Annotated in this window: 23 protein-coding genes; 6 read left to right on the top strand and 17 right to left on the bottom strand. The window is 61.4% G+C overall.

The window, feature by feature from the left end; translation table 11 throughout:
• Nucleotides 1–5: 5 nt before the first annotated feature.
• From RIdsm_RS03335 to RIdsm_RS03325, 3 genes are all read right to left on the bottom strand, one after another.
• A complete protein-coding gene (locus tag RIdsm_RS03335; protein WP_074940542.1) occupies nt 6–686 on the bottom strand; it encodes a paraquat-inducible protein A in 681 nt (226 codons plus the stop codon).
• On the bottom strand, nt 665–1,318 hold the full coding sequence (locus RIdsm_RS03330; protein WP_057820787.1) for a paraquat-inducible protein A: 654 nt from the start codon (nt 1,316–1,318) through the stop codon (nt 665–667). Before RIdsm_RS03330 ends, RIdsm_RS03335 begins: the two co-directional genes overlap by 22 nt.
• Nucleotides 1,319–1,537: 219 nt before the next feature.
• Nucleotides 1,538–2,080 carry a TetR family transcriptional regulator C-terminal domain-containing protein gene (locus tag RIdsm_RS03325; protein ID WP_161490414.1) on the bottom strand — a complete coding sequence of 181 codons (543 nt, stop codon included), beginning with the start codon at nt 2,078–2,080 and terminating at the stop codon, nt 1,538–1,540.
• 226 nt (nt 2,081–2,306) lie between these two features.
• Between RIdsm_RS03325 and RIdsm_RS03320 the strand changes: the two genes are divergently transcribed.
• From RIdsm_RS03320 to RIdsm_RS03305, 4 genes are all read left to right on the top strand, one after another.
• Nucleotides 2,307–3,119, top strand: coding sequence for a HalD/BesD family halogenase (locus tag RIdsm_RS03320; protein ID WP_064258328.1), 813 nt, complete (start codon nt 2,307–2,309; stop codon nt 3,117–3,119).
• A gap of 60 nt (nt 3,120–3,179) precedes the next feature.
• Nucleotides 3,180–4,775 (top strand): ABC transporter substrate-binding protein, encoded by a 1,596-nt coding sequence (locus tag RIdsm_RS03315; protein WP_236553395.1) that lies wholly within the window; start codon nt 3,180–3,182, stop codon nt 4,773–4,775.
• 107 nt (nt 4,776–4,882) lie between these two features.
• The gene (locus tag RIdsm_RS03310; RefSeq protein WP_057820779.1) at nt 4,883–6,550 is read left to right on the top strand and encodes a mechanosensitive ion channel family protein; all 1,668 of its coding nucleotides are present in this window, start codon (nt 4,883–4,885) and stop codon (nt 6,548–6,550) included.
• A gap of 87 nt (nt 6,551–6,637) precedes the next feature.
• Entirely contained in the window at nt 6,638–7,732 is a 1,095-nt protein-coding gene (locus RIdsm_RS03305; protein ID WP_082647539.1) for an AI-2E family transporter, read from the top strand.
• 4 nt (nt 7,733–7,736) lie between these two features.
• Here RIdsm_RS03305 and RIdsm_RS03300 read toward each other — a convergent pair whose 3' ends face one another.
• Together RIdsm_RS03300 and RIdsm_RS03295 are read right to left on the bottom strand one after the other, a co-directional pair.
• Complete coding sequence (locus RIdsm_RS03300; RefSeq protein WP_082647538.1) at nt 7,737–9,329, bottom strand: phospholipase D family protein; 1,593 nt, start codon at nt 9,327–9,329, stop codon at nt 7,737–7,739.
• A 341-nt stretch (nt 9,330–9,670) separates the two neighbouring features.
• Nucleotides 9,671–9,856, bottom strand: coding sequence for a PLD nuclease N-terminal domain-containing protein (locus RIdsm_RS03295; protein ID WP_057820776.1), 186 nt, complete (start codon nt 9,854–9,856; stop codon nt 9,671–9,673).
• A gap of 171 nt (nt 9,857–10,027) precedes the next feature.
• On the opposite strand from RIdsm_RS03295, the gene RIdsm_RS03290 reads away from it, so the two are divergent.
• The gene (locus RIdsm_RS03290) at nt 10,028–11,239 is read left to right on the top strand and encodes a PRC-barrel domain-containing protein (RefSeq protein ID WP_082647537.1); all 1,212 of its coding nucleotides are present in this window, start codon (nt 10,028–10,030) and stop codon (nt 11,237–11,239) included.
• Between the two features lie 78 nt (nt 11,240–11,317).
• Here the strand turns inward: RIdsm_RS03290 and RIdsm_RS03285 are convergent, their stop codons facing one another.
• The 6 genes from RIdsm_RS03285 to RIdsm_RS03260 form a co-directional block, all read right to left on the bottom strand.
• On the bottom strand, nt 11,318–12,520 hold the full coding sequence (locus RIdsm_RS03285; RefSeq protein WP_057820772.1) for an aromatic ring-hydroxylating oxygenase subunit alpha: 1,203 nt from the start codon (nt 12,518–12,520) through the stop codon (nt 11,318–11,320).
• A gap of 10 nt (nt 12,521–12,530) precedes the next feature.
• Complete coding sequence (locus RIdsm_RS03280) at nt 12,531–14,588, bottom strand: oxidoreductase (RefSeq protein WP_074940548.1); 2,058 nt, start codon at nt 14,586–14,588, stop codon at nt 12,531–12,533.
• A gap of 69 nt (nt 14,589–14,657) precedes the next feature.
• Nucleotides 14,658–15,713 carry an ABC transporter substrate-binding protein gene (locus RIdsm_RS03275; protein WP_057820770.1) on the bottom strand — a complete coding sequence of 352 codons (1,056 nt, stop codon included), beginning with the start codon at nt 15,711–15,713 and terminating at the stop codon, nt 14,658–14,660.
• Between the two features lie 17 nt (nt 15,714–15,730).
• Nucleotides 15,731–16,843 carry an ABC transporter ATP-binding protein gene (locus tag RIdsm_RS03270; protein ID WP_057820767.1) on the bottom strand — a complete coding sequence of 371 codons (1,113 nt, stop codon included), beginning with the start codon at nt 16,841–16,843 and terminating at the stop codon, nt 15,731–15,733.
• Between the two features lie 13 nt (nt 16,844–16,856).
• The gene (locus RIdsm_RS03265) at nt 16,857–17,651 is read right to left on the bottom strand and encodes an ABC transporter permease (protein ID WP_057820765.1); all 795 of its coding nucleotides are present in this window, start codon (nt 17,649–17,651) and stop codon (nt 16,857–16,859) included.
• Nucleotides 17,648–18,508: an ABC transporter permease gene (locus tag RIdsm_RS03260; protein WP_057820763.1), complete on the bottom strand. Its 861-nt coding sequence runs from the start codon at nt 18,506–18,508 to the stop codon at nt 17,648–17,650. Before RIdsm_RS03260 ends, RIdsm_RS03265 begins: the two co-directional genes overlap by 4 nt.
• A 200-nt stretch (nt 18,509–18,708) precedes the next feature.
• Here RIdsm_RS03260 and RIdsm_RS03255 point away from each other — a divergent pair, with 200 nt between their 5' ends.
• A complete protein-coding gene (locus RIdsm_RS03255; RefSeq protein ID WP_236553394.1) occupies nt 18,709–19,338 on the top strand; it encodes a TetR family transcriptional regulator C-terminal domain-containing protein in 630 nt (209 codons plus the stop codon).
• 3 nt (nt 19,339–19,341) lie between these two features.
• On the opposite strand, the gene RIdsm_RS03250 is transcribed toward RIdsm_RS03255, so the two are convergent.
• From RIdsm_RS03250 to RIdsm_RS03225, 6 genes are read right to left on the bottom strand one after another with little or no spacing between them, the layout of a single operon-like run.
• Nucleotides 19,342–20,859 (bottom strand): aldehyde dehydrogenase family protein, encoded by a 1,518-nt coding sequence (locus RIdsm_RS03250; RefSeq protein ID WP_236553393.1) that lies wholly within the window; start codon nt 20,857–20,859, stop codon nt 19,342–19,344.
• A 17-nt stretch (nt 20,860–20,876) separates the two neighbouring features.
• Entirely contained in the window at nt 20,877–21,221 is a 345-nt protein-coding gene (locus RIdsm_RS03245) for a cupin domain-containing protein (protein WP_057820759.1), read from the bottom strand.
• A gap of 57 nt (nt 21,222–21,278) precedes the next feature.
• Nucleotides 21,279–22,577, bottom strand: a complete 1,299-nt coding sequence (locus RIdsm_RS03240) for a glycosyltransferase (protein ID WP_057820757.1) — start codon at nt 22,575–22,577, stop codon at nt 21,279–21,281.
• Between the two features lie 27 nt (nt 22,578–22,604).
• Nucleotides 22,605–23,738, bottom strand: a complete 1,134-nt coding sequence (locus RIdsm_RS03235; RefSeq protein ID WP_236553392.1) for an ABC transporter ATP-binding protein — start codon at nt 23,736–23,738, stop codon at nt 22,605–22,607.
• Complete coding sequence (locus RIdsm_RS03230; protein WP_057820755.1) at nt 23,735–24,541, bottom strand: ABC transporter permease; 807 nt, start codon at nt 24,539–24,541, stop codon at nt 23,735–23,737. The genes RIdsm_RS03235 and RIdsm_RS03230 overlap by 4 nt, the downstream gene beginning before the upstream one ends.
• The gene (locus tag RIdsm_RS03225) at nt 24,538–25,386 is read right to left on the bottom strand and encodes an ABC transporter permease (protein ID WP_201455603.1); all 849 of its coding nucleotides are present in this window, start codon (nt 25,384–25,386) and stop codon (nt 24,538–24,540) included. Before RIdsm_RS03225 ends, RIdsm_RS03230 begins: the two co-directional genes overlap by 4 nt.
• Between the last annotated feature and the right edge of the window lie 54 nt (nt 25,387–25,440).

Here is a 25,440-nt window from a genome sequence, read left to right as displayed (position 1 = left end):
CGCCGTCAGTTGCCACGCGCCAATTTCCTTTCTCCGCCCGGTCCGGATGCCGCGCGCCCCCGGCCGATTCCGGCCGATCTTGTATCCCATATCAGTCGACTATCGAAACTTTGCGCCGACAGCATCGTGAAAATCACCGAAAGCGCGAAGAACAGGCTCGCGCGCCCGGGTGCGATCGTGGCGATTGACTGAAGCTGCACCAGGGACGACAGGATCGCGACCACGAACACGTCGATCATCGACCAACGCCCGATATATTCCACGATCTCGTAGAGGAAATGGCGCCGCCCCTCCGTCGCCTTCGGCCCGTACCACACCCCTATCGCCAGCCCCGCCAGTACGACGAACTTCGCAACCGGAATCAGGACGCTTGCGATCAGAATGATCGTGGCTACCCCCCAATTCCCATGGTGGGCAAGTTCGACGGCCCCGCCGACAATCGTGTCGCTTTGCGAGCTTACGAGCGTACGCGTTTCGAGCATCGGGTAAAGATTTGCCGGGACATAGCACCCCAGGCCAACCAGCCACCACGCCCAGACTTTCTGAAGTGAATTCGGATCTCGCGACCTCAGTTTGTGGCCGCACCTGGGGCATGTCCTTGTGCCACGCGGAGACACCCGCATGCACTCGGTGCATCCGACAAGGCCCAGTTCGCGGGCGGTTTTCAGTTCTCCAGCGACTTCCATATCGAATACCTGCACATAAGTCGGTCGGTCGCCACGACAAGCACGACCAGCACCGCGAAAATCCACGCTGCCGGCCCATAAACCACGTCCGCCATGTCACTTAGTTTCACGAGCGCGACAGCGCAGCCGATCGCGAAGATCTCCGCCATGGACCACGGCACCAGAGCCTCCGACAGCGCAAAGGCCTGCCGCGCCAACGGGGCGGGCGGCCTGTCGCGGATAATCGGGGCAAGAACGTAGATCAAAAGGCTCAACCGGATGACGGGAATGACCACGATGAAGAACAATACCGCCAGCGACAGAAGAGAGAGGCTTCCAGAAAAGGCCAGCGCGGTCTGAAGAATGGAGGCGTCGTGATGCAGGCCGGCCGCACCGATCGACAAGAATGGAAATGCACAGGCCGCCACGATGAGTATGAGCACGGTCACCGAGAGCGCGATCAGCTGCTTGCCAGCCTTGCGCCGCGGCGAGATCAGAATCGTGTGACACCGCGCGCACACCGCCCGCTCATGCGAGGTCACATCGGGGATGCTGTAAACGAGGTCGCAGGACGGACAGGCAATAAGGTCCGCGAGGTCGCCTTCGAAACTGGCTCCTGTTGGGAACCCCGTCAGGTCGCCGTTACCAACCATGGCCCTCTCGCTGGCTTGTTTTTGATTCACGCACACCTCCGCGCCGCGTTACAATTCAACCCGATGATTCAACAGATAGTTCCTGTTCGCCGAGAATCACGGCAGTCGGGACCTTGGTCCACCATCATCCCGCACTTGTCCGGAAAGGCAAAGTTCAGTCGCGCCCGGCCCCAGCGACGTAAAGAAACGTCGCGCCGATGCCGGCACCGCGTGCTGACGTCAAACCAACCGCAATTCGCGCCTCAGATAATCCTGACACAAGTCGACAGCCTGCTCGCCGGTCAGCACATCATCATGGATGGAAAGCCCAAGCCACAGACCGTCCGACAGCGCGATGAACCCCAATGCGACCTGTTTTGCATCGATCTTGACGCCCTGTTCCTGTGCGGCGGCCCTGACCATGTGATCCATCCGGATGATGTAATCGCGATAGAGTTGCCGGTTCGCCTTGCGCACCTTCTCGTTGAAGCGCGTCTCGTGCCATAGCGCAAGAAACGCGGTTCGGTTCAATTCGGTGAACGTCGCCCCGGCGAACAAGGATACGGGCACGGCCAGCAGCTTTTCGGTCGCCGTGCCTTCCATCCGGTCGACGGATCCGCGAACCGATTCGGATATCCGGCCGAACAGGTGCTGAAGGGCCGCCACCATCACGTCATCCTTGTTCGCGAAGTAGTGGCCAAGCAATCCGCGCGAGGCGCCTGCCTCCTTGCTGATGGTGGCCACCGTCGTGCCCGCGACGCCGCGCTCGGCAAGCGAGCGCAAGGCCCCTTCGATCAGCGTTCTGCGCCTGTATTCATTGATTTCGGCATGTGTTCTCGGCCGTTTTTCGGCGTCTGCGGATGAGGGGTTCGGCACTATGGTCTCCTGACTGGTACATGCTGCCCGAGAATAGCGGGTTCACGACCCGATGCAAAATATTTGTTGTACGTCCAACTTTTTGATGGAAGCGTCGTTCGAATTGAAACGCGAACAGAAAAGGAGCGCGCGAATGAGACCGGAAGATGTGGTGAACCTCGATCTCTACCCGATCTTGGACCAGGCGAGCCCCGAACGGGCCGAGTTGGTGAAACGCCTGAAGACGGAACTCGATGAAAAGCAATACGTCTCGCTGCCCGATTTCATTCGGCCCGAAGCGCGCGAGCGGGCCGTGGCGGATGCAAAGGCAGCTTTGCCACGTGCCCACCACAACAGCTCTCAGCGCAACTGCTACCTTCAGCGGAAAGGCGACGAAACCTTGCCCTCCGACCACCCGCGCAACCTGATGCTTGAAGCCAGCACGCGGATGCTTGCCTACGACCAGGTCCCAGACGATTGCCCTGTCAAGACGCTCTATCACTGGGAACCGGTGCGTCAGATGGTGGCCGAGATCGTCGGCGAGGAGAAACTCTACGACAACGAGGACCCATGCCAGCCCGTCAACCTGCTCTGCTACCAGACGGGTGATCGCTCGGCCTGGCACTTTGATTCGGTCAACGCATTTACCATGACCCTGATGCTTCAGGCGTCCGAAGCGGGCGGCGACTTCGAAATGGTTCCTAACACGCGCAGCGATGACGACCAGAATTACGACTACGTCCGCAGTGTTCTGAAGGGCGAATGCCCGGACGACGCAGTCTCCGTCGCGCGTTCCGCCGGCGCTTTGTGCATCTTCCGGGGCTGCAATTCCCTTCACCGCGTCTCGCCCGTCGAGGGTGACTCCATGCGGGTCATGGGCGTGTTCGTCTACGAGCGCGAACCCGGCATCGTGGGCGACCCCGAAGTGAACGCGACCGTTTACGGCCGCGAACTTTCCGCCGGCTGACCCCGCCGGCGCACAAAGTGGCCCGCTCGACCGGGCCGCGACAATCAACAGGAGGAAAAAATGTCCAGAAGAACCCCCGCCATCTACATGCCCCGGAAAAGCGCCCTATCGCGCCGCGCCTTTCTTCAGACGGGCCTTGCCGCCGGCGCGGCAATGACGACAGCCATGGGCCTGGCCAACAAGGCCAGCGCAGCCACTCCCGTGAAGGGCGGCCATTTCAGGTTTGGCTTCGCCCATGGCAGCACGACCGACGTGCTCGACCCGGGCAAGGTGCTAAATGGCATGCTCTCGTCGACGCATTATGCCGTCACCAATACGTTGACTGAGGTCGACACCGACGGCGCGCTCATCCCGAAACTTGCCACGGAATGGGACGCGACCCCCGACGCAAAGACATGGACATTCAAGCTGCGGCCCGGCGTCGAATTTCATGATGGCAAGACACTCGGCACCGAAGATGTCATTGCCTCGATCAACCATCACCGGGGCGAGAACTCCAGCTCATCGGCGCAAAGCATGGTCAGCGCGATCACCGACATCAGGGCCGACGGCGCCGACCGCGTGGTCATCACTTTGAGTGGCGGCGATGCCGACTTCCCCTTCAAGCTCAGCAGCTTCAATTTCCCGATTTACGCCGCACGAGAGGATGGCAGCCTTGCCTACGAAGACGGTATCGGCGTCGGGGCCTACAAGCTGGTGAACTTCGAGCCCGGTGTGCGGGCGGATTTCGAGAAGAACCCGAATTACTGGCACGAGGGGCGCGGGCATTTCGACAGCGCCGAACTCATCTCGATCAAGGACGTCACGGCACGCACCAACGCACTGCGCACTGGCGCGGTCGACGCCATCGACCGGCTTGAACTGAAGACGACCGACCTGCTCAAGAAGACCGCGGGCATCGTCGTGCACGAAGTAGAGGGCAAGACGCACTACACCTTCCCGATGCACACCAACACCGCCCCATTTGACGACAACCACGTGCGGATGGCTGTCAAGCTGGGCCTGGACCGCGAGGCGATGCTTCAGACCATCCTTTTTGGCCACGGCCAGATTGGCAACGACCAGCCGATCAACTCGGCCTACCCGTTCTTCAACGCCGAACTGGAACAACGAACCTACGATCCCGACAAGGCCCGCTGGCATCTCCGGCAAGCCGGTCTCGACAGTGTCGATCTCCGGCTCAGCGCTTCGGATGCGGCGTTCTCCGGAGCGGTTGACGCCGCTGTCCTTTACAAGGAGCAGGCCAAGCGCGCCGGCCTGAACATCACGGTCGAGCGAGAACCGACCGATGGCTATTGGTCCAGCGTCTGGATGAAGAAGCCGTGGTGCGCATGTTACTGGCCGGGCTACGCGACGCCCGACAGTATATTTACCCAAGCCTATGCTGCCGGCGCGTCCTGGAACGACACGTTCTGGGACAACGCTCGCTTCAACGACCTTCTGGTGCAAGCGCGCTCGGAACTCGACCAGCCGCTGCGGTCGGAAATGTATGCCGAGATGCAGACGCTGGTACGTGACGAGTGCGGGACGGTTGTGCCGTTTTTCGCCAATGACGTCTTCGCCGTCTCCGACAAGGTCGGGGTCGGCCAGCTTTCAAACAACTACGAAGTGGACGGCCGCCTGTTCCTCGAACGCTGGTGGATGAAAGAGGCCTGACGGCCTCCTGATCACCAAAAAACGGCCGGCCGATCAGCCGGCCGTTTCTCTTTTGGGCTGCCCATCGCCGCCTGTCTGGCCCAGCCGGATCAATCATGACAAGATGGATGATCATGATTCCGTTTGTCCGACTGTTCCTTGTCTGCTTGCTTTGTCTACTTGGTGCCGTCGCCGGCGCGCAGGAAGACAGCCAGTCGTGGTACGAGGCCGAAGATCTGAACACTGGCCTTGGCGCCGCACCCGACAATCTCGACCGTTCAACGCCTCGCGCGGCGATGCGGAGCTTCATAGATCTGACCGATCAGGAACGGTTCAACTGGGCGGCGCACATTCTGAACCTGTCTGACCTGCCCGTTGGACAACAGGCCGAAGACGGTCCGAGACTGGCGGCGATGCTTGCGTCGGTGATCGAACGGCGGATCTGGGTCAACTGGAGCGGGCTGTCCGCACGCCCGGACGCCATGGTCGAAAGCGAGGCGGGCAACAATCCCCGCGCTGGCGAGACCCGCCGGAACATCCGGATCGAGCTGGTCGAGGTCAACGGCCAAGCCTACGAAGTACGCCTCGCGCGGTACAAGGGAAGCGGGCAAGACCCGGTTTGGCTGTTCACCCCGCAAACCGTCGAAGACGTGCCGGGCCTGTTTGCCGAGTTCGGCCCGCGACGCTTCGAGCGTTTCATCCCGCAAAGCCTGAAAACCCGCGCGGGGCCTCTTAGGGCATGGGAATGGATCGCACTGCCCCTGTACCTCGCAATTCTTGGTCTTCTTCTTTGGGGCACGAACCGCTTCGTCTTGATGCTTTCGAAGAAGACTTCGCGTGCCTTCCTCCGTCAGGCCATCGACCGCGCCGCAATGCCGTTGGCGCTGATGGTCACAGCCTTCGTGGCGCAATTGTTTCTCAATCTCGCCGTCTCCTTCTCGGGGCCAGTGACCAACGTCGTGCGGCCGGCACTGGTAATCATCATGGTCTCCGGCTTCGGGATCGCCGCACTGCGCGTTGTCGATGCGATCCTCGACCGGATCACCTTGCGCGTTGTCGGCGACATCGACGACACCCGCAGCCTCGAGAAACGCGAGCTCTACACGTCGATCTTCGCCCTGCGGCGGATCATCGTGCTTTTCATGGTCGGGTTCGCAATCGTCTACGTGCTGTTGAGGCTGAACCTGTTCGAGTCGATCGGAATGACGCTGCTGGCCTCCGCCGGTGTCCTGACGGTTCTACTGGGGATCGCGGGCCAGGCCGTGCTCGGCAACATCCTCGCCTCGTTGCAGATCGCCTTGGCCAAGCCCGTGCGGATCGGCGACAGCATACTTTTTGAAGACAACTGGGCCTACGTCGAAAGCATCTACTACACGTTTATCCGTCTGCGTACATGGGATGAGCGCCGGATCGTCGTACCGGTCAGATACTTTGTCTCGAAACCTTTCGAGAACTGGTCTGTCAGAGATGCCCGCATCTACAGTACGATAAAGCTCGTCCTGGATCACTCTGCGGATATCGGCGAACTGCGCGAGAAGTTCATCGAGCTTGCCAAGGCGAAGGACGGCGTGATCGATCACGACAAGCTTTGCGCCTATGTATCCGGCCAGACATCGAACGGACAGGAAATGAGCTTCTACGTCATGTCTCCCGATCCTTCGACGGGATGGGAGACCGAGATGCAGCTGCGTGAAGACCTTCTGAACTACATCCGTGAGAACCATCCCGATTGGTGGCCGCGAGAGCGTGTCATGAGCGAGGGCGGAGCAACGAGCATGTCCTTTGACGCGTCCTGATCCAACTGGAAACGGCGAGCGCAGCTATTTTCCCACAAGTTGCCACTTGCCGCGGAACATTCCCGCACACACCGCGTTGCAAAGTCTATGGCAGGTCTGAAATCCTCGGCCGACCCGGTTCTGCGGCTCGCCGTCATCGTCATAGCTGTGATCCTTTGCTTCGGTGTGCTGAAACTGGCCTCCGACGTTTTTGCGCCTATGGTTCTTGGTCTCGTCACGGGCATCATACTTGCCCCGATCACCGACCTGCTGGAACGCTGGAAAATTCCGACAGGGATCGCCTCAACTATCGTGCTTTTCCTCGGTGTTTCCGCCGTCGCCATCGCGGTCGTGCTGCTGGAACCGCTGCTCTGGCGCGTGATCGAGGACTTGCCGAACATCAAATGGGAACTGCGGGCCATCATCGAAGAGTTTCGCGGCGTGATCCGCGGCCTTGATGCGGTGAACCGCGAGGTTGGTCAGGCTCTCGGCACCCAACCAGAACAAGGAGGAGAAGATGGCTCGGGGCCGATACCGGATCCGACATCGACGCTGCTCCTGGCGCCGCTGGTGATGGCGCAAGTGCTCATCTTCGGCGGAACGCTCTTCTTCTTCCTCCTTACGCGCAAGGGCATCTACGCCTGGCTATCCACTTGGATCGGGTCTTCGCGCGAGACCAAGATCATCAAGAAGCGCTTCACCACTGCGGAGCGCCTCGTGGCCCGGTACTTTCTGACGATCTCGGTCATCAATGCCGGGCTGGGTGCGTGCCTCGCAGCGCTGCTGATGGTGATAGGCCTTCCTGCGCCTCTCATCTGGGGGGTCGTGGCAGCGATGCTGAACTTCATTCTCTACCTGGGTCCGATCATGGTGATCGGCGGCCTGCTCCTGGCCGGTCTCATCGCGTTCAACGGTCTGATGGTCTTCGCCCCGGCGGCAGTGTTCCTGTGCCTCAACATGATCGAGTCGCAGTTTGTCACCCCTGCGATGATCGGCAAGCATATCTCGGTCAATCCGCTCCTGATATTTGCATCGCTCGTGGTGTGGCTTTGGTTGTGGGGGCCGATCGGCGGTATCGTCGCGATCCCCGTCTTGGTCATCGTTCTTGTCATGCTCGACATCTTCGACAGCGAAGGGCGCGCCCGCAAACGGCCTCCAGCGGAACAACCTCAGAGGGCCGAAACCGACGCCGAAACCGCCTGATCGCTCAAACGATTTCTTCGGGCATACCTGGCACCGGCATCGCGATGTCCCGTGCGGCATCAGAATCATAATGCACGAGAAAACCCTCACGATCTTCCGGAGCGCGCTCGGTGTTCCTGTCGACGAGGCGTATCCAGTTTTCCAGAGCGGTCTCAGGGTCAAGGAATTCATCACCGTAACCGGACGGCAGCCAGTGCCCCATCACCCGCCGCCGCACCAACTCGACATGGTCTGACCGGTCAAACCACAGCCCGCTTTCCGTGTCCCACCTAAGGCTACGGCCATTGAGGTTCGCCGAAGAAACGATCGCCCCGAACTCGTCGAAGATCGAAACTTTCGAATGGACATAGATCAGGGGGGCATCCTCGAGTACATCGCGCTCGTCACTCGAATAACGGCGCGGCTGCACCGGTGACGCGACAAGAAGCCTGTCGTCGCCAAATGCCTCCTTTAGCACCGTGAGGCACTTGATCTGCTGATCCTCGCCGAACCGTGCATCTAGGCCCGTGTTGCTGTCGAAAGCAATATCTTCCGGCGCGGCCGGAAGAACGATGAACAGCTTCAAATCCGGAAACTTCCGGGCCTGCTTTGCCAGGGCTCGCGCCAATGGTCGATGCCGAAAGAACTGCGTCTCCAGGTAAATGAACTTGCTGGCCCTCGAAACGGAATCGAGATGGCTTTGTTCTATTTCCCGAACGACTGTCTTGGGGGAGACGCGAAACGAGGCCCTGTGCCGGCGACGCGACAGCGTCCGCAGAAAGCTCGGTGATGAAGGTGCCGCCGGGGCCTTTGCCGCTACCGTATCAAGGAAAGTGTCGAGATGCTTCTGGGCCACGTCGACAATCGGCCCGGTGGTCATGACCTGTACATCATGCCAGGTCCGTTCCGGGGCTTTACGATGGCGCTTGGTGTCATAGCGACGATCGTTCAGATCCAGGCCGCCGATGTAGAGAAGGCGTCGGTCGAACACCGCCATTTTTTGATGGTGCGTCGCCGGATAAAGATCGACCAGCTTGATCGGAAAACACAGCCGACCTTTATCGTTCTCGTAACAGATATTCCTGAGGCGAGGCGTTTCCGAACGAAAGCGCGCCCGCTCGTCCTCATTCATCTTCGACCAGCTTTCGTTGAGCTCACCCATTTTCTGCCGCACGAACGGGAAGAACACCATTTTCGGCACCCATCCGGCCCGCGCGTCATGCAGCGCCACGTCGAATTCCAGCTTTGCATCATCTTTCGCCAGTTCCCGAACGGCTGCAATCTGTCGCTTCGTTTGCCATGCAAGCTGGTGCAGGTCGGGGGCTGCGACCGGGTCGAAGTCGGTGACCACGATCCGCACCGAAACCCCGCGATTGAGCGTGTCGACCATGAGGTCGAACCACGTATCACCAAGCTTGCGAGCTTCTGGCGAATGCAGTTTGGTCGTAAGATCGAAAAGCCTGAAGCTGGCAGATATCTGCTCTTTCGCATTCATAAAGGCCCGCTCGAACGCCGGGTATGCTTCTCCGGCCGTTACGAACACCTCAAGATCACCGATTGGCCCTTCGCTTTCGCGGTCTTGGGTCACGGCTTGGTTCACCTCGCGTGATGCGTCCATCTCGATGCCAATAGTTGTTGCGCCAACTTCGAATGTCGAGACGCAAGCCCCACCCCTTCACCCTAAAAATTGCCCCCGTCATATTTCAGACGGGGGCTGACACCCGCGGGACAACGGGCGGGCCAGGTCTATCGGCTTGGGGACGGGAGAGACCTGGGCAGAGGGGCGCGTTTGCGCCATGACTGAATTAAAAACGCCCGGCCATTGGTTTTGTTCCAAAGCCGGTCAAACTAATTTCGCCAAGACCGATTTTCAATCTGAAGTTGTTCATCGCTCTCGGCAGGCACCCTTTCGCGCTGCTCCGCCAAAACGAGCAATAGTTGGCAGGCCTCACCTTCGCTTCACACACGTGGCGAACGCGGGCCGGCGATTAGCCAGATGATGAATCCGACCAGCGGGAAGATGAGAACGAGTAGCACCCAAAGTACCTTTTTGCCGGTCGACGCCCCGGATCCAACGATCGAGATGATGGCCCAAACATCTAGAACCAAAAGAATTAAGCCGAATAGGCCACCGATTTCCATCATGCTGCCTCCTGAATTTGTCGTTTGCCGGGCACTATTGGCGGTCCTGATTTCACCAACCGCGAAAGCGCGCCCTCGCTGCCCTGAAACGCCAGGTAGGCCGATAAAGTTCCGCAAATATTTCTGGTATATTTTTGTGCAGAGTTGAAACCAAACCGAACCGTCCTGTGTTGGATGAATGCGGTGGAGGGAATGATCTCGCCACCACAGAATTCAACTCAGAGGAGCGAATTAATGAAACGCATTCTTATGACGACGGCGATCGCAGCCCTGGCGGCATCGCCTGTTCTGGCAGCATCGGAAACAGCCGACGAAAACGCTGCGAAGGCGTCTGAATCGGCCAGCATGTCGCAGGACACGACAGGCGCAAACGCAAATGCCGACGTTGTTTCCGACATGCAAGGTATGCAGATCAGCGCCTCTGACCTGATCGGCAAGCCCGTCTACATCCGCGGCGAAGACACCGCCGACGCCGAGATCGGTGATGAAGCAAGCGAACCGGCCGATGACTGGGAGCGCGTCGGCGAAATCGGTGACGTGATCATCTCGAAAGACGGCAAGATCGACTCGGTCACTCTCGACGCGGGCGGCTTCCTCGGCATCAACGAGAAACATATCAGCGCGTCCATGGACGAGATGAAATTCGTCGCCGACTCCAGTGAGCAGAGCGACGAAAATGACGGCGACAGCTACTTTGTCGTGTTCACCGGCGACAAGACCGCACTTGAAGACCGCGAAGAGCTCGACCAGACCGCCGTGCGCGAAGCCGGCAGCAGCTTCTTCAACGACGACGGCAACGAACAGATGGCCAGTGACGACGTCGAAGATGCGGCAGGTGAAGACACGGCAAACGCCGAAAGCACCGACCTGAGCGCCGAGCAGATGGCTGAAAACGACGCGGCCGAGACCGAACAGGACGCCGAAGCAATGGCGGAAGGCGAGACAGCCGACGCCGAAGCTGCTGACATGACCGATGATCAGATGGCCGAAACCGATGCCGAAAACGCCGAGTCGGGCGAAACCGACCTGACCGCGCAGCAGATGTCGGACGGCGAGAGCGCCACGGATGCGAACCAGGAAACCGCGCAACTGGACAGCGACGCGCGCGGCCAACTGACCGCCGAAGAACTGGAAGGCGTGTCGGTCTATGGCGCCGAAGACGACCGGCTTGGTGAAATCTCCAACCTCGTGCTGACTGACGATGGCAAGATTTCCGAAGTCATCGTCGACGTCGGCGGATTTCTGGGCCTCGGTGAAAAACCCGTCGCGCTGCCCTTCGAAGATCTCGAACTGCGCCGGTCCGACGACTCGATGACTGGCGGCCTGCGTGCCACCACCGGCTACAGCAGCGAAGATCTCGAAGGCATGGACAGCTGGGAAGGCTAAGCCTCAGCAGCATTGCCTGATTTTCAAGGCCGGGTCCCGATGGGCCCGGCCTTTTCCATTCTGATCCAGCCCATCAGGTCAGACACGGATCATCTTGAGATATGTCTCGTAGAACCCGTTGATGCCCCATTCCATGTCGGCCAGCGGACCAGGCCTGAAATGGTACGAGTTCACGCCCTCCTGGTTGTGTCGGATGATCCGCTCGTCATCGAGCGAAGTAACATGCCACAGCCAGGTGAGGTCTGGCGTCGAGTAGTCCTTCGGCTCTTCGGCATCCGCCCGCACGAGCCAAAGAACCTCGATATCGGTTTCCTGCAATCCGCGAGGCACGAAGCGATAGCCAACGGCGTGATCGGAATAGATCAGGAAGTTGTTGAGCGGACCCAACTGCACATCCGTCGCCCCGCCGTCGAACCCGCTCAGGCTGCCGAGCAATGGCGCAAGAGGCGTCCCGTCCCGACTGCCCGTCTGGTACCCTTCGTAAAGCGGGTATCGACGGTAATAGACATCCGCTGCCAGGTCCGGCGCGTTCGGTCCGGTTTGATCCAATGTGACTGTCGGCAAACCGATGCCTTCAGAGCGCCGTTGCAGGGGCTCTACAAGTTTCTCCATGTCCTGCGGCGCCTTGAGCGTATGGGACTTGGCGTATTCCTGGTGCGATGGCGCGCAGTGATAGCACTCGAGGTAGTTTTCCAGCGCCAGCTTCCAGTTGGCCGGCACAGGATAAACCTGCTTGTGTGCGATCTTGAGGTTTTCCAATCCGAAGGGTTCACACAGGGGCGCCAGTTTCCTGAGCCCATCCTGAATTGGCGGCGGAGTGTCCGCGGTACAGACCAGGATCAGACCCTGGAACACGATAACATGAGCCGGGAACAGCCCGTACTGGCCCGGATCGAAATCCTTCCCCATGGCACGGCCCGAACGCAGCTTGCCGGACAATTCGAATGTCCAGGCGTGGTAGGGGCACACGAAAAGACGCGCATTTCCTTCCGGCTCGACGCAGACGCGCGACCCCCGGTGACGGCAGACGTTCAGATGCGCCCGCACTTCCCCGTCCCGGTCTCGGACGACGATGATCGATTCCGGCCCGTAGTCGAAAAGGAAGTAGTCGCCGGGTTCAGGTATCTGGCTCACATGACCGACCCAAAGCCAGCTTCGGTTCCAATACGTCTCGATGTCACGATCATAGATTTCGGCAGAGGTATAGAATCCACGCGGCAGTGCGAACCCTTCCTCATGCGACTGGATCAGGCGGGCGATTTCGTCGGTGTGCTGCAACATGGGACTGACCTCATCCTTCCAAAGCTGTGATTTCACGACGGTAGTAGTCCTGCTCGACCTCTTCCGGCAGGCGTTCGAAGTTCCGCGCCGCCCGGTGGCCGGAATAGACCGCATCTGCGATCAGGCCCGGCGCCGCGGCATCGCCGATCAACTCGACCTTGTTCAGGTCGGCATGGCCGCGAAGATCATCGAAAAGGCGCGTTACCCGGTCACGCCGGGTCACCAGAAGCGCAGACCCGCAGTCCAGCCGCGATGCCCGCCCGGTGTACATGCAGGACAGCTGGCAAACCTCCGTCTCGATCCGGTCCACGGCCTGCGCGGTGATGATCTGCACGTCGCGTTCCAGCAGGCTTTTCTGCACCCTGCCTTGTTCCAATGTCAGCTCCGTGAAGGGTGACACCATGTTGGCCGAAGTAACGAACGTCACGTCGTGGCCAAGGTCCGCCAGATGGGTGGCCAGAACGCCGCCAAGGTAGCCGTGGTCGTCATCATAGATCACCAGCGGGCCATTTCCGGGCCGGATACCGTCCATCACGTCATCCGGTGTCAGCACCATGGCATCGTCGGCAATTTCGATCCCGAACCGCGCCGTCCGCCCCTGCCCGTCACGCCGCCAGCGGGCGCCGGTGGCGAGAAAAACATTCGGCACGCCAAGTTCAAGCACCTCGTCCCGGCCAAGCGGGCTGTCCGTGAAGATATCCACGTTGCCGCGTTGCTGCAGGTCACCCAGCCGATAGTCCATCACCCGCGACCATGCGGCCAATCCGGTGAGCCCAGCTTCGCGCCGCACCCGGCCGCCCAGCTCCTTGCCGGCTTCGGCCAGCGTCACGTGATACCCGCGACGCGCCAGTTGCATGGCGCATTCGAGGCCCGCAGGCCCAGAGCCGACAACGAGCGCTGCCTCTTCCGTTCCCTTCGCGGCAATCTTCTCCGGGTGCCAACCCCGGCGCCATTCCTCCCCCATCGTCGGGTTCTGGGTGCAACGGATCGGGACCCCCTGCGAATCTGCCGAGACGCAGATATTACAGCCGATGCATTCCCGGATTTCATCGACTCGCCCGTCTTCGATCTTCTTCGGCAGGAACGGGTCGGAGATCGAAGGCCGTGCCGCGCCGATCATGTCGAGCACCCCTTTGCGGACGAGAGACGCCATCATATCGGGGGACGTGAAACGGCCGACCCCCACGACCGGCTTGCTCGTGATCTGTTTCACCATCTCGAGGTATTTCGTCTGATACCCGTCTTCGGGCTGAAACCGCGTGGTCTGTGAATCGTTTGGCCAGTCGGCGACGTTGACGTCCCATAGGTCTGGCAGCTCTGCCAGCAGTTCGACGACGCCGCGCCCCTCTTCCTCCGCCTGCATCCCGTCGGCGCCCTGCACCTCATCGATGGCAAACCGGAAGGCCACGCCGCATTTGCCCTCTGCCAGTTCCAGCGTGTCCTCGAGCAGCTCCCGCGTCAGGCGCACGCGATTTTCGAGACTGCCGCCATACTCATCCATCCGGTCATTATGCTGCGGCAACAGGAAGTGATGCGGGATCGTCATGTGATGGCCCGCATACACATAGATGATGTCGAACCCCGCCTCGATTGACCTGCGCGCCGCGTCGCGGTGCCAGCGTCGAAGGTTGCGGATATCCTCCTTGTCCATGGCCCGCGCCTGGGGCGCGAAGCCCGCGTCGATGATCGAGTCGCTCGGCGCCAGAGCCGGGGCACGGGTCAACAGGTTCGGTGCGTGGCTGCCGTTATGGGCCAGCTCGATACCGGCAAGAGAGCCGTGCTCGTGAATGGCGTCGGTCATCAGGCGCAGGCCGGGAATATCGCGATCATCCCACAACCGCCCCTCGGCAAACGGCGACAGGTCGGATGTCGGGTGTATCTCCGTTTCCTGGTTGCAGACCACGGCCCAGCCGCCCTCGGCCTTCATGCCGCGCATTGCCGCTTCGGCCCGCGGGCGCTGATAGCCCATGCCGTTGCAATGCGGCACCTGGTAGAAGCGATTTCGCGCGGTGACGGGTCCGATGCGGACCGGCTCAAAAAGGATGTCGTAGGGATTTGCGCGGGTCATGGGCGCCGGTATTCCTTGCCAAGGGGTAATAAGGGGCGGCCGTGCCGCCCCTGTGTCGGGTCTACAGGATCAGAAGCCCGATTTGATACGCTCGAATTCCTGAAGCATCTTGGCTTCAAGCTCGGGCTCCACCGCGTCGAAGAACAGGCTGTTGTCGAACAGCGCCTTCGGGTCGTCGAAGCCATAGGTCTTGATCAACTCCTGATCCGAGATCTCGAACGCTTCGGAGTTTGAGTGTGGATACCCCCAGTTCTCGATGATGTACTTGCCGCTGCCCGACTGGGTCAGTGCGTTCAGCATGTCGTAGATCTGCTCTTCCGGTGCATCGGCGCTCGAAAGATGCACGTATCCGCAGACCCAGGTGGCAATGCCCTTGCCGGCACCACGCATCATTTGCGCGGGCACTTCGTTCCAGATCAGGTTGAGTTCGGTCTGGTTCCACGCCCAGCCTGCCAACACCTCGCCCGATGCCAACGCCTGGTCAAGCTGACCGGCATCCGACCAGTAGAACCGCACGTTGGGATGCACGGCACGCAGGTAGTCCGATGCCTTTTTGAACTGCTCGTCGCTCATGTTGGTGTAGTTGTCGGCAACGCCGGCGCCCAGCGCGGCCATCGCATAAGCCGAAGAGGCCGCATCAGGGATCGCCACCTTGCCCTGAAACTCTGGCTTGGTCAGCGCCTGCAACGAAATCTCGTCCTCCGACACTTCGTCGGTGCGATAGATCAGACCGGTATTGCCCCATTCGAACGGCACCATCCATGTCTCACCGTCGAAAGTGATCCCGTCGACCTCCTTGATCGTCGGCAGCATCGCATCCCAGTTGTCGAGCTTCGAGGTGTCGATCGGCTGGATCAGACCGGCCGCCGCCCACTTGCGTGTGGCGTCGGTACAGGGATGGGCAAGATCGGCCTCGAACCCTGATTGAAGCTTGGTAAATGCTTCTTCCTGACTGCCGAAATAGGAATAGGTCGGCGCGCTGCCGTGTTTCTCGACGTAATCGCCAAAGAAACCCGGGTCTTCATAGCCCGACCAATCGAAGACCGTCAGGTCAGAGCCATCCGCATGGGCCATGCCTGCCGCAAGGCAGGCGGCGGCGCTTAGGGTGAGTGCCTTGTATGTCATTTCAAATTCTCCCTGGATCAGTTTCTTTCTGGGTTGGTGTCGCTGCCAAGGTCGATGACCGAGGCATTTTGCACACCGATGAAAACTGCGTCTCCGCGAGCAAAATCGACGGTGTGGAAATGGTTGGGCACGGCAACGGCGAGCGTTCTCTCGACGCCCGGCGCGCGCACATGATAGTGCACGCTCTCACCGTAGAAGGCGACGTTCTCGACCTCCGCCTTCAGGGTGGCATCATAGCCTTCCGGCACTTCTCTTGCGATTTCCAGCTGCTCGGGCCGGATCCCCAGCATCAGGTCACGCCCTCGCGCGGTAACATTGGGATTGCGCTGGATGGAAAGCTTGCCGAACCCCGGAACGTCGGCGCTGATTTCGTTCCCCGATTGGTCGGCGCTCTGCGCCGGCAGGAAATTCATCCCACCGATAAAGGCCGCCACCTCTCGGTTTGCCGGCCGGGCATAAAGTATTGCGGGCGCATCCACCTGCTCAAGCCGTCCGTTGAACATCACCCCGATCCGGTCGGACATCGTCATCGCCTCGTACTGATCATGGGTGACCATCACGAACGTAATCCCGATGGATTGCTGCAGGCGCCGCAACTCCAGTTGCATGGCCTCGCGCAGGTTCTTGTCGAGCGCCGACAGCGGCTCGTCGAGCAAGAGAACCTTGGGCCGCATCACCAGCGCCCGCGCCAGCGCCACGCGCTGCCGCTGGCCGCCCGACAACTCGTCGGCCTTGCGCCCCTGCAATCCGCCCAGCTCGACCAACTCCAGCGCCTCGGCGATCCGGGCCTTGCGGTCGGCACGCGAAAGGCCCTGCTTGACCAGCCCGAACCCCACGTTGTCGCCCACGTTCAGGTGCGGAAAGATCGCATAGCTTTGAAACACCATGTTGGTGGGGCGCTTGTTGGCAGGAATATCGGCCATGTCCTGTCCGTCGATCCGCACGGTGCCCGCCGTCGGCTCCTGGAACCCCGCGATCATCCGCAAAGCCGTGGTCTTGCCACAACCCGACGGCCCCAGCAGTGAAAAGAACTCCCCCTGCTTCAGGCTGAGGTCGAGGTCGGTCACCGCCTTGAAGCTGCCAAAGGCCTTTTCGACGCCGGAAAGCTCGATGATCGGTTGATCGGTCATGAATGATATCCCCTCATGTCCGCTTGGCCGACCGGCGGCGGAAATATTCGGCGGTAACGAGCAGCAGGACGGAGAAGGCCAGCAGGCAGGAGCCCAGCGCAAGCGTGTTGGGCAGCTTCGCCGGAAAGCGGATCTGGCTCCAGATATAGACGGGCAGCGTCGGCTGGTCTCCGGCCAGGAAGAAGGCGAGGATGAACTCGTCGAAAGAGACCGTGAAGGTCACCAGAAGGCTTGCCACGATACCCGGCGCCACGATCGGCAGCGTCACCCGGCGGAACGTGCCGATTACGGTTTCGCCAAGGTCATACGCCGCTTCCTCCAGCGAGGGATCGAACTCGTCGAAGGCCGATTTCATGATCGCCACTGCAAATGGCACGGTCAGAAACGTATGCCCTAGAATCACCGCCGTCAGCGACGGCTTCAGCCCGATCGACAGGAACAGCACCAGGAAGGACGACGCTACAATGATGCCCGGCACGACCAGCGGCAGCATCACCAGCGCCTCCGACATGTCCCGCCCGATGAAGCGATACCGCACATAGGCCCGCGCCGCGAAAATGCCGAGCGAGGTTGCCAGTAACGCACTTACCCCGCCCACGATGACACTGTTCAAGAGCGAGCGGAGAAGCGCCTCCTGCCCGGCCAGTTCGACATACCACCTGAGCGTGAACCCCTTGATCGGAAACGCCACGATGGTGCCGTCGTTGAAGGAGAAAAGCGGAAGCAGAAGCACCGGCGTGTACAGGAACACGAGGTACAGCACGGCATAGACCGAAAGGCCAGGGAAGGATCGCAACAGACGTGTCATCGGATCCTCCGCGCCATGAGGTTCGACAACACCACGAAGCCGCCAGCAACGAGCCCCACCGAGACCATCGCCATCAGTGACAGGGTGGCGCCCAGGGGCCAGTTGTTCGCCGCCCCGAACTGGACCTGGATCAGGTTGGCGATCATCTTGCCATCCGACCCGCCCACCAGTGCGGGCGTCACGTAATCCCCCACCGTCGGAATGAAGATGATCAGGCATGCCGCAATGATACCCGGCACCGTCAACGGCAGCGTCACCCGAAGAAACCGCTCCAGCCTGGAACACCCTAGATCGGTCGCGGCCTCAAGTAGACTGCGGTCGATCTTCTGCAAGGAGACATAGATCGGCATGATCGCGAATGGAGCCCAGGCATGGGCCAGCGTAAGAACGACGGCGATCTCGTTATAGAGCAGAAACGTCAGCGGCTCATCGATCAGCCCGACCGTCATCAGCGCGCTGTTCAACACACCGTTGAAGCCAAGGATCAGCTTCCATGAAAAGACACGCAGCAGGTAGCTCGTCCAGAACGGGATCGTGATCAGCAAAAGCCACAGCGTCTTGTGCTGCGTCCGGAAGGCAATGAAATAGGCGATCGGATAGGCCAACGCCACCGTTGCAGCCGTCACCAGGCCCGCGATCCACACGGAACGGACCAGCAGATGCCGCACCAGCGGGTCCTCAAGGGCGAAGCGGTAATTCTCCCAGGTAAAGGTCCGATCGATGCTCACATAGGTCTGCGTCCAGAAACTGTAGACCACGAGAATGCCCAGCGGCGCCGCAACCAGAAGGCCGACGTAGACCGTCGCCGGCGCGCTGAGCGCCACCCCCTGCGAAGCCTCTGACCTGAGCCTGATCATGCGTTCTCCGACAAGCCGAATTACAAAATGGACGATCGTCCATTTAAATTGCTGGTATTATGTGATCCTGTCAATAGACTTGGTTGAGCGGGCGTTGACCTAAGCTTCGGTCAGCCTGCAGGATATGGGCTGGAAAGGATCATGAGTTGCCGGACAGTGCGGACAATGAAACCGAGGAATCGCATGGCAGAAGGGCCCAGTTGCGAGAAAGGAATCGTCTGGCCCTGATCGAAGCGACGTTGGATTGCGTGGCCGAGATCGGCTACGCGCGCACCTCGGTCAGCACGATCATCGACAAGGCCGGCCTGTCGCGGGGGATGATCCACCTGCATTTCAACGGCAAGGACGGGCTGATGGACGCCGCCGTTCAGCACGCGAGCGATCTCTACTACCAGAACCTCTACAAGCTGCTCGACAAGGTCCGCCCCTCGGCCTGGCCGCAGGAGCGGATCGAGGCGGTGATACGCTCCGACCTGAGCGAGACGATCCTGAATCAGTACAACGTCCGTATCTGGTACGGCTTCCGCGGCGAGGCGCGCGAGCGCAAGTCGATCCGGACCTTCAGCGACACCCGCGACAGCAGGTTGCGCGGCCTGCTGTTCGAGGCCTTCACGACGATCGCGGAGGCCTCCGGCGTGGATGACCCGGCGCAGACGGCGCGCGATGCCGCCCATGGCACGCTGGCCTTTCTCGAAGGCATGTGGGCCGACTACCTCATTCACCCGGATGCCTTCGACCGGGACGAGGCCTGCCGCATCATCTTCCGTTTCCTGTCGGCGCTCTTCCCCGACCATTTCGACCTGACTGGCGCCAGGCCGGACGGGGCCTGAGCGTCAGAACCGCGAGCCTTCTGTATTTCCGAACCATTCGTCGGGATAGGGGTACCACCAGTCCTGCACCTTCGGCTTCCAGTCGATCACGCCCATCTTGCTCTGCCGGAACGCATCGAGCCCCAGCCGCGACAGCTCGCGCCCCAGCCCGGAGTTCTTCCATCCGCCGAAGGGCAGCGCATCGTTGTCGATCAGCGGATTGTTGACCCAGACCATCCCGGCCTCGAGCCGCTCATAGGCCTCCATCGCCTCCTCGAGGCTGGTGGTGAAGAGGCTGGCGCCGAGGCCGAACTCGCTGTCATTGGCATTATTCAGCGCCTCTTCGAAGCTCTTCACCCGGCAGATCGCGGCCACGGGGCCGAACAGCTCTTCCCGCATGATATCCATATCCGGCGTGACGTCGGTCAGCACCGTCGGCTCATAGAACCAGCCGGTGTTGCGCCCCGGCGGCACCCGGCCGCCACACACCAGCGTCGCCCCATCGGCCACCGCCCCGTCGACCAGCCGCACCACCTTGTCGCGCGCGGCCTCTGTCACCAGCGGACCGATCTCGGACACCTCCATGCCGTTGCCGACCCGCAGCTTGCGCGCCATGTCGGCCAGGCCTTCGACGAATTGATCGTGCACCGCGTCATGCACGTAGAACCGCTCGGTCGAGGTGCAGATTTGCCCCGACAGGTGAAACGCCGCCGTGGTCGCCCCGGCCACCGCCACGTCGAGCGGTGCCTCGGACGAGACGATCATCGGGTCGCTGCCGCCCGCCTCGATGATGCAGGGCTTGAGCTGTTCGGCACAGGCCACGTTGACCTTCTTCGCCGTCGCCACGCTGCCGGTGAAGGCCACCACGTCGCTCTGCCTTGACCGGATCAGCGCCTGCGCCGTCTCACCCCCGCCGGTGATGCAGGAAACGAGGCCCGCGGGCAGGTGCCGGAAATTCTCCATGAATTTCAGCGTGGAAAGCGAGGTCAGCTCCGACGGCTTGACCACGCAGGCATTGCCCGAGGCGAGCGACGCCGCCACCGTCCAGCACATCAGCAGGATGGGGAAGTTGTAGGGCACGATGTGGACGCTGACGCCATAGGGGAAATGCCGGGCAAACTGAAACGATCCCGCCTGCGTCGTACCGGGCAGCATGCCGCCAGAATCCCTGGCCATCTCGGCGAAGTAGCGGAAGCAGCCGCCCACATTGGCAATCTCGCCCGTGGCCTCGGGGTAGGGCTTGCCCTGCTCCAGCACCATCAACCGCGCCGCCTCTTCATGGTTGGCGGCGATGCTGTCGGCGACCTTGTGCAGATAGCCGGCGCGGGTCAACTCATCGAGCTTGCCCCATTCCCTCTGTGCCTCCCGCGCCCGGCGCAGGATGTCTTCTGCCTCCTCCGGTGTGCCCATCGCGATGGCACCCTCGCGGGCCAGCGTGGCGGGGTTGATCACGTCATGCGTGCCGCCCCCCTGCCCGGCCGGGTGGTAGTCGTTGCCAAAGAAGAACTGGCGCCCAAACGGGTCGAAATCGGTCATCGTCATCCTTTCGGACTGTCGGCTCAGCGGATCATGTAGACCTTGCGCACGGTCTCGTGCACGCGGCAGGTGCCTTTCCAGTCCTGCTCGAAGAAGGCCACCGTGCCGGGGGTGATCTCGATCACCTCGCCATCGTCGCGCGTATAGGTCGCCCGCCCCTGCAGGAAGTGGCAGAACTCGTCCCGGGTCACGTGGCAATCCCAGTAGCCCGGCGTGCAGATCCAGATGCCGCATTCGCTTTGCCCCTCGGGGCCCTTGTGCAGCAGCACGCCAGAGGTGTGGGAATGCCCCTCGATCATCGTGGGGATTTCTCCCCAGTCGACGGTATCGGTGATCTCTTCGGGGTTCTGAAGTTTCGGTGTGGTCAAACGTTTCGCTCCTTGAACGGATCCGGGCGCGGGGGCACCGCGCCCGGACGGCCGGTTTCAGCCGTAGGTTTTCTCAAGCAAGTCATTGAGGTACTTGGCCGCCACCTTCGGCCCGCCATTGTTCTGCATGTGCTTGCTGGTCGCCGCGCAACGCGCCTTTACCTCGGCATCGTTGAGGCACTTCTCGATGTTCGCGGCGAACTCCTCGTCGGTCCAGTTCATCCGGTGCATCTTGAAACCATGCCCGGTTTCCTGCACCCGCGTGGCGTTGTCGTGCCCGTCCCAGACATAGGGCATGATGATCGCCGGCTTGCCGAAATAGAGGCACTCGGTGAAGCTGTTGTTGCCGCCGTGGTGCACCACCGCATCGACCAGCGGGATGACCGAAGGCTGCGGATACCAGCTTGCGACATGCACGTTCTTGGGCATCGTCTCCTTGTCGTACTCGGCCTCGTACTCGCCCACGTTGACCAGCGCGCGATAGGGCTGCTTGCCGAGGAAATCGATGATCTTCTTGATCTGGTCGGTATCCCCCGCGCCAAGGCTGCCGAACGAGACGTAGAGCAGCGGCTTGTCGTTGTATTCGCCGAAATCCGGCACGTCATAGGGCTTCTCGGTCCGCACGCAGCCTTCGAGATACTTGAAGCGGTCCGGGTCGAGGGGTTTCTCGCGGTTGAACTTCACCGGCGCGGGATAGAGAAGCAGGTTGAGGTAAGGGCTCTCCTCGAAGAACTCGCCGGTCGGGTACGGGTCTTCGCCGCAGGTCTTGAGGAATTCGTTGAAGTCGTCATGCACCGGCTTGATGACCTCGTTGAACTTCTTGTTGAACGCCTCGTGACAGGCGGTGTCGTTCTCGCCGCAGCCGGACAGGTGGGGCGGGATCGCCGGATCGGGGATCTCGTTCTCCGAACAGGAGATGATGCGCACCCACGGCACGCCATACTGCTTGGTGGCGGGGTAGAGCACCACGTTGTCGATGCAGATCAGGTCCGGCTTGATCTCCTTCAGGATACCCGGAAGCTCCTTCTCGGCCCACTTGGAGGTATCGACGATCGCCTCCCAGCATTCCTTCACGTAGTTGTCGATCTGCTCATACGGCGTGAGGTTGAAGTTGGGAATGTGGCCGTTGATGAAATCCGACCAGTATTTCGCCATCTGCTCGGGCGGCATGGGCTCGGACATGTTCACGTGGTGCTCTTCGAAGCCGTAATCGGCAAAGACCCCGGTGAACCCCGGGTCGGTGACGAACACACAGCGATGGCCCATGTCGCGGCAGGCCTGCGCAATGCCCACCGAGTTGAGCGCCGGGCCGAAGGCGGCCTCGGGGAAGAAGACGATGGTTTTCTGGTCTGTCATGGAATGACCTCCTCTGTCGTGTTGGTTTTATGTCTTGCTGTCGTCGGGCAGGATCAGGGCGTTCTGCGTTTGCCAGCCGACCTGGACGGTGTCGCCCACCTTGAAATCCGCCGCGCCTTCGGCCGCGGCCGAGAGGCGGGCGATGAGAACCTGGCCGGCGTCGCCCACGGCGATGTGCAGGCCGATATCCTGCCCGTGATAGGCGATGTCGGTGAGGGTGCCGTCGAGCACGTTGTCGTGGGTCAGGCGTTCCGCCGAGGACGGTGCCACGGTGAGGCGCTCGGGGCGGACGGCAAGGCAGGCGCGGTCACCCGTGCGGGTGTCGCCGTTCGAGCGGCCGGTGAGAACGCCGAGGCCCTGCACGGCCACGCCCTCGACGCTCACCTCGCCGTCGAGGAAGTTCATCACGCCGATGAAGTCCGCCACGAACCGGCTGTTGGGGTGCTCGTACAACTCGGCGGGGCTGGCGCATTGCTTGACCTCCCCGTCGCGCATCAGGGCGATGCGGTCGGCCATCACCAGCGCCTCTTCCTGGTCGTGGGTGACGACGACGAAGGTGATGCCCACCTCGTGCTGCAGGCGCTTCAACTCCAGCTGCATATGCTCGCGCAGCTTCTTGTCGAGCGCCGCCAGCGGTTCGTCGAGCAACAGGACGCGCGGTTCTTTCACCAAGGCGCGGGCCAGCGCCACGCGCTGCCTTTGCCCGCCCGACAGTTGGTCGGGCTTGCGGCTGGCATACTCGGTCAATTGCGTCGTCTCGAGGATACGGTCGACCCGGGCCTTCAACTCTTCCCCGCGCACGCCCTCCATCTCCAGCCCGTAGGAGACGTTCGCCCGCACGCTCATATGCGGGAAGAGCGCGAAGGACTGGAACATCAGGTTGATCGGCCGCCGATTGGGGCGCAGCGGGGCGATGTCCTTGCCGTCGAGCAGGATACGCCCTTTGTTCAACGACTCGAACCCGGCGATCATCCGCAGAAGCGTGGTCTTGCCACAGCCCGACGGGCCCAGCAGCGCGAAGAACTCGTTCTCCTTCAGGTTCAGCGAGATATCCTTCACCGCCGTGATCGCGCCGAAACGCTTGGTGATGTTCTCCAGCCGGATCACCGTTGCGGCGTCTTCCCCGGCTTCGGTCAGCATGGTTGCGCCGTCCGTGCTCATTGACTGATCGCTTTCCTGTCGATGCGCTGCGAGATGAAGACGAGCGTGAAGCTGACCAGCATCACGATGGTCGCCATCGCGTTGATTTCGGGGGTCACGCCGAAGCGGATCATGGAATAGATCTGCATCGGCAAGGTGGTGGAGCCCTGCCCGGCCCCGGCGGTGAAATAGGCGATGATGAACTCGTCCACCGACAGGGTGAAGGCCAAGAGGCCACCGGCCAGCACGCCGGGGAAGATCGCCGGCAATGTCACCCGGCGGAAGGTGGTCACCTCGCCCGCGCCAAGGTCGATGCTGGCCTCGACGATCGAGAAGTCGAAATTCCGCAGCCTTGTGCGCACCACGGCGCAGACGAAGGCGATGTTGAAGACCACGTGGCTCATGATGATCGAATGCAGGCCAAGGGTGAAGTTGAGCGCCGTGAAGAACGACAGGAGCGCGATGGCCAGCACGATGTCGGGAATAATCATCGGCGCGAACAAAAGCGCCTCCATCGTGTTGTTGCGCCGCTGCCGCCGTTCGACCCCGAAGGCCAGCAGCGTGCCGAGGAGCGTGGCGAGGATGGTCGAGACCACAGCCACGATCACCGTGTTGAGCGCCGCCCGCAGGACCGCGTCGTTCTCGGCCAGCGCCCCGTACCACTTGAGCGAGAAGCCGCCCCATGCCGTCGGCAGGCCGAGATCGTTGAACGACAGCGCCATCAGCACGAGGATCGGCACGTAAAGGAAGGTGTAGACCAGCCACAGATGCCCGCCGAGGAACAGCTTGGCCGGGTCGCGGCGGCGGGGGATGCGGGCGCTCATCGGGTACCCTCCGCCGAGCGGTTGACGGCGACGGCCTGTGCAAACAGCAGGCACATCATCACCCCGATCAGGATCAGCGACAGGGCCGAGCCGAAGGGCCAGTCGCGCGCCTCGAGGAACTGGTCATAGATCAGGTTGCCGACCATCTGCACGCGGCCCCCGCCAAGCAGGTCGGGCGTGATGAAGTTGCCGATGGACAGCACGAAGACGAAGACCGCGCCCGCCGCGATGCCCGGCAGGGTCAGCGGCAGGATCACCCGCAGGAACGTCTTGTAGGACGGCGCGCCGAGGTCTTCCGACGCCTCGGCAATCTCGGGGTTCAGGCGACTGATCGAGGAATAGATCGCAAGGATCACGAAGGGCACGTAGTTGTAGACCAGCCCGGTGACCACCGACGCCTCGTTGTAGAGGAGCGGCAGCGCCTCGCCCACCAGCCCGAAATCCAAGAGCGCCCGGTTGATCAGCCCCTCGCGGTTCAGCATCACGATCCAGGCATAGGTGCGGATCAGGTAGTTGCTCCAGAAGGGCAGCATCACGAGGAACAGGTAGACCGGCTGGCGCTGCGCCGGGGCGCGGGCGATGGCATAGGCGGCCGGGTAGGCGATGAGCAGCGCGATCAGCGTCGCCAACCCCGCGATCTTGGCCGATTTCAACAGGATGGCGAGGTAGAGCGGGTCGAAGGCCCGGTCGAAATTCTCGAAGGTGAAGTCGTAGACGATCCCGCCATACACGCCCCGCTCGAAGAACGAGTACACGAAGACCAAGAGGCAGGGCACGACCATGAAGAAGGTCAGCCAGGCCAGCCCCGGCCCCACGAACAGGAAGGTTCGCAATCTCTGGTACACGTATCCTTGGCCTTTCTCGGGCAGGCGGCTTCAGGTACGCCGCCCCGTCAGACG

The organism is Roseovarius indicus (genome assembly GCF_008728195.1).
GTDB lineage: Bacteria > Pseudomonadota > Alphaproteobacteria > Rhodobacterales > Rhodobacteraceae > Roseovarius > Roseovarius indicus.
This window is presented reverse-complemented; position numbering and strand designations above follow the sequence as displayed.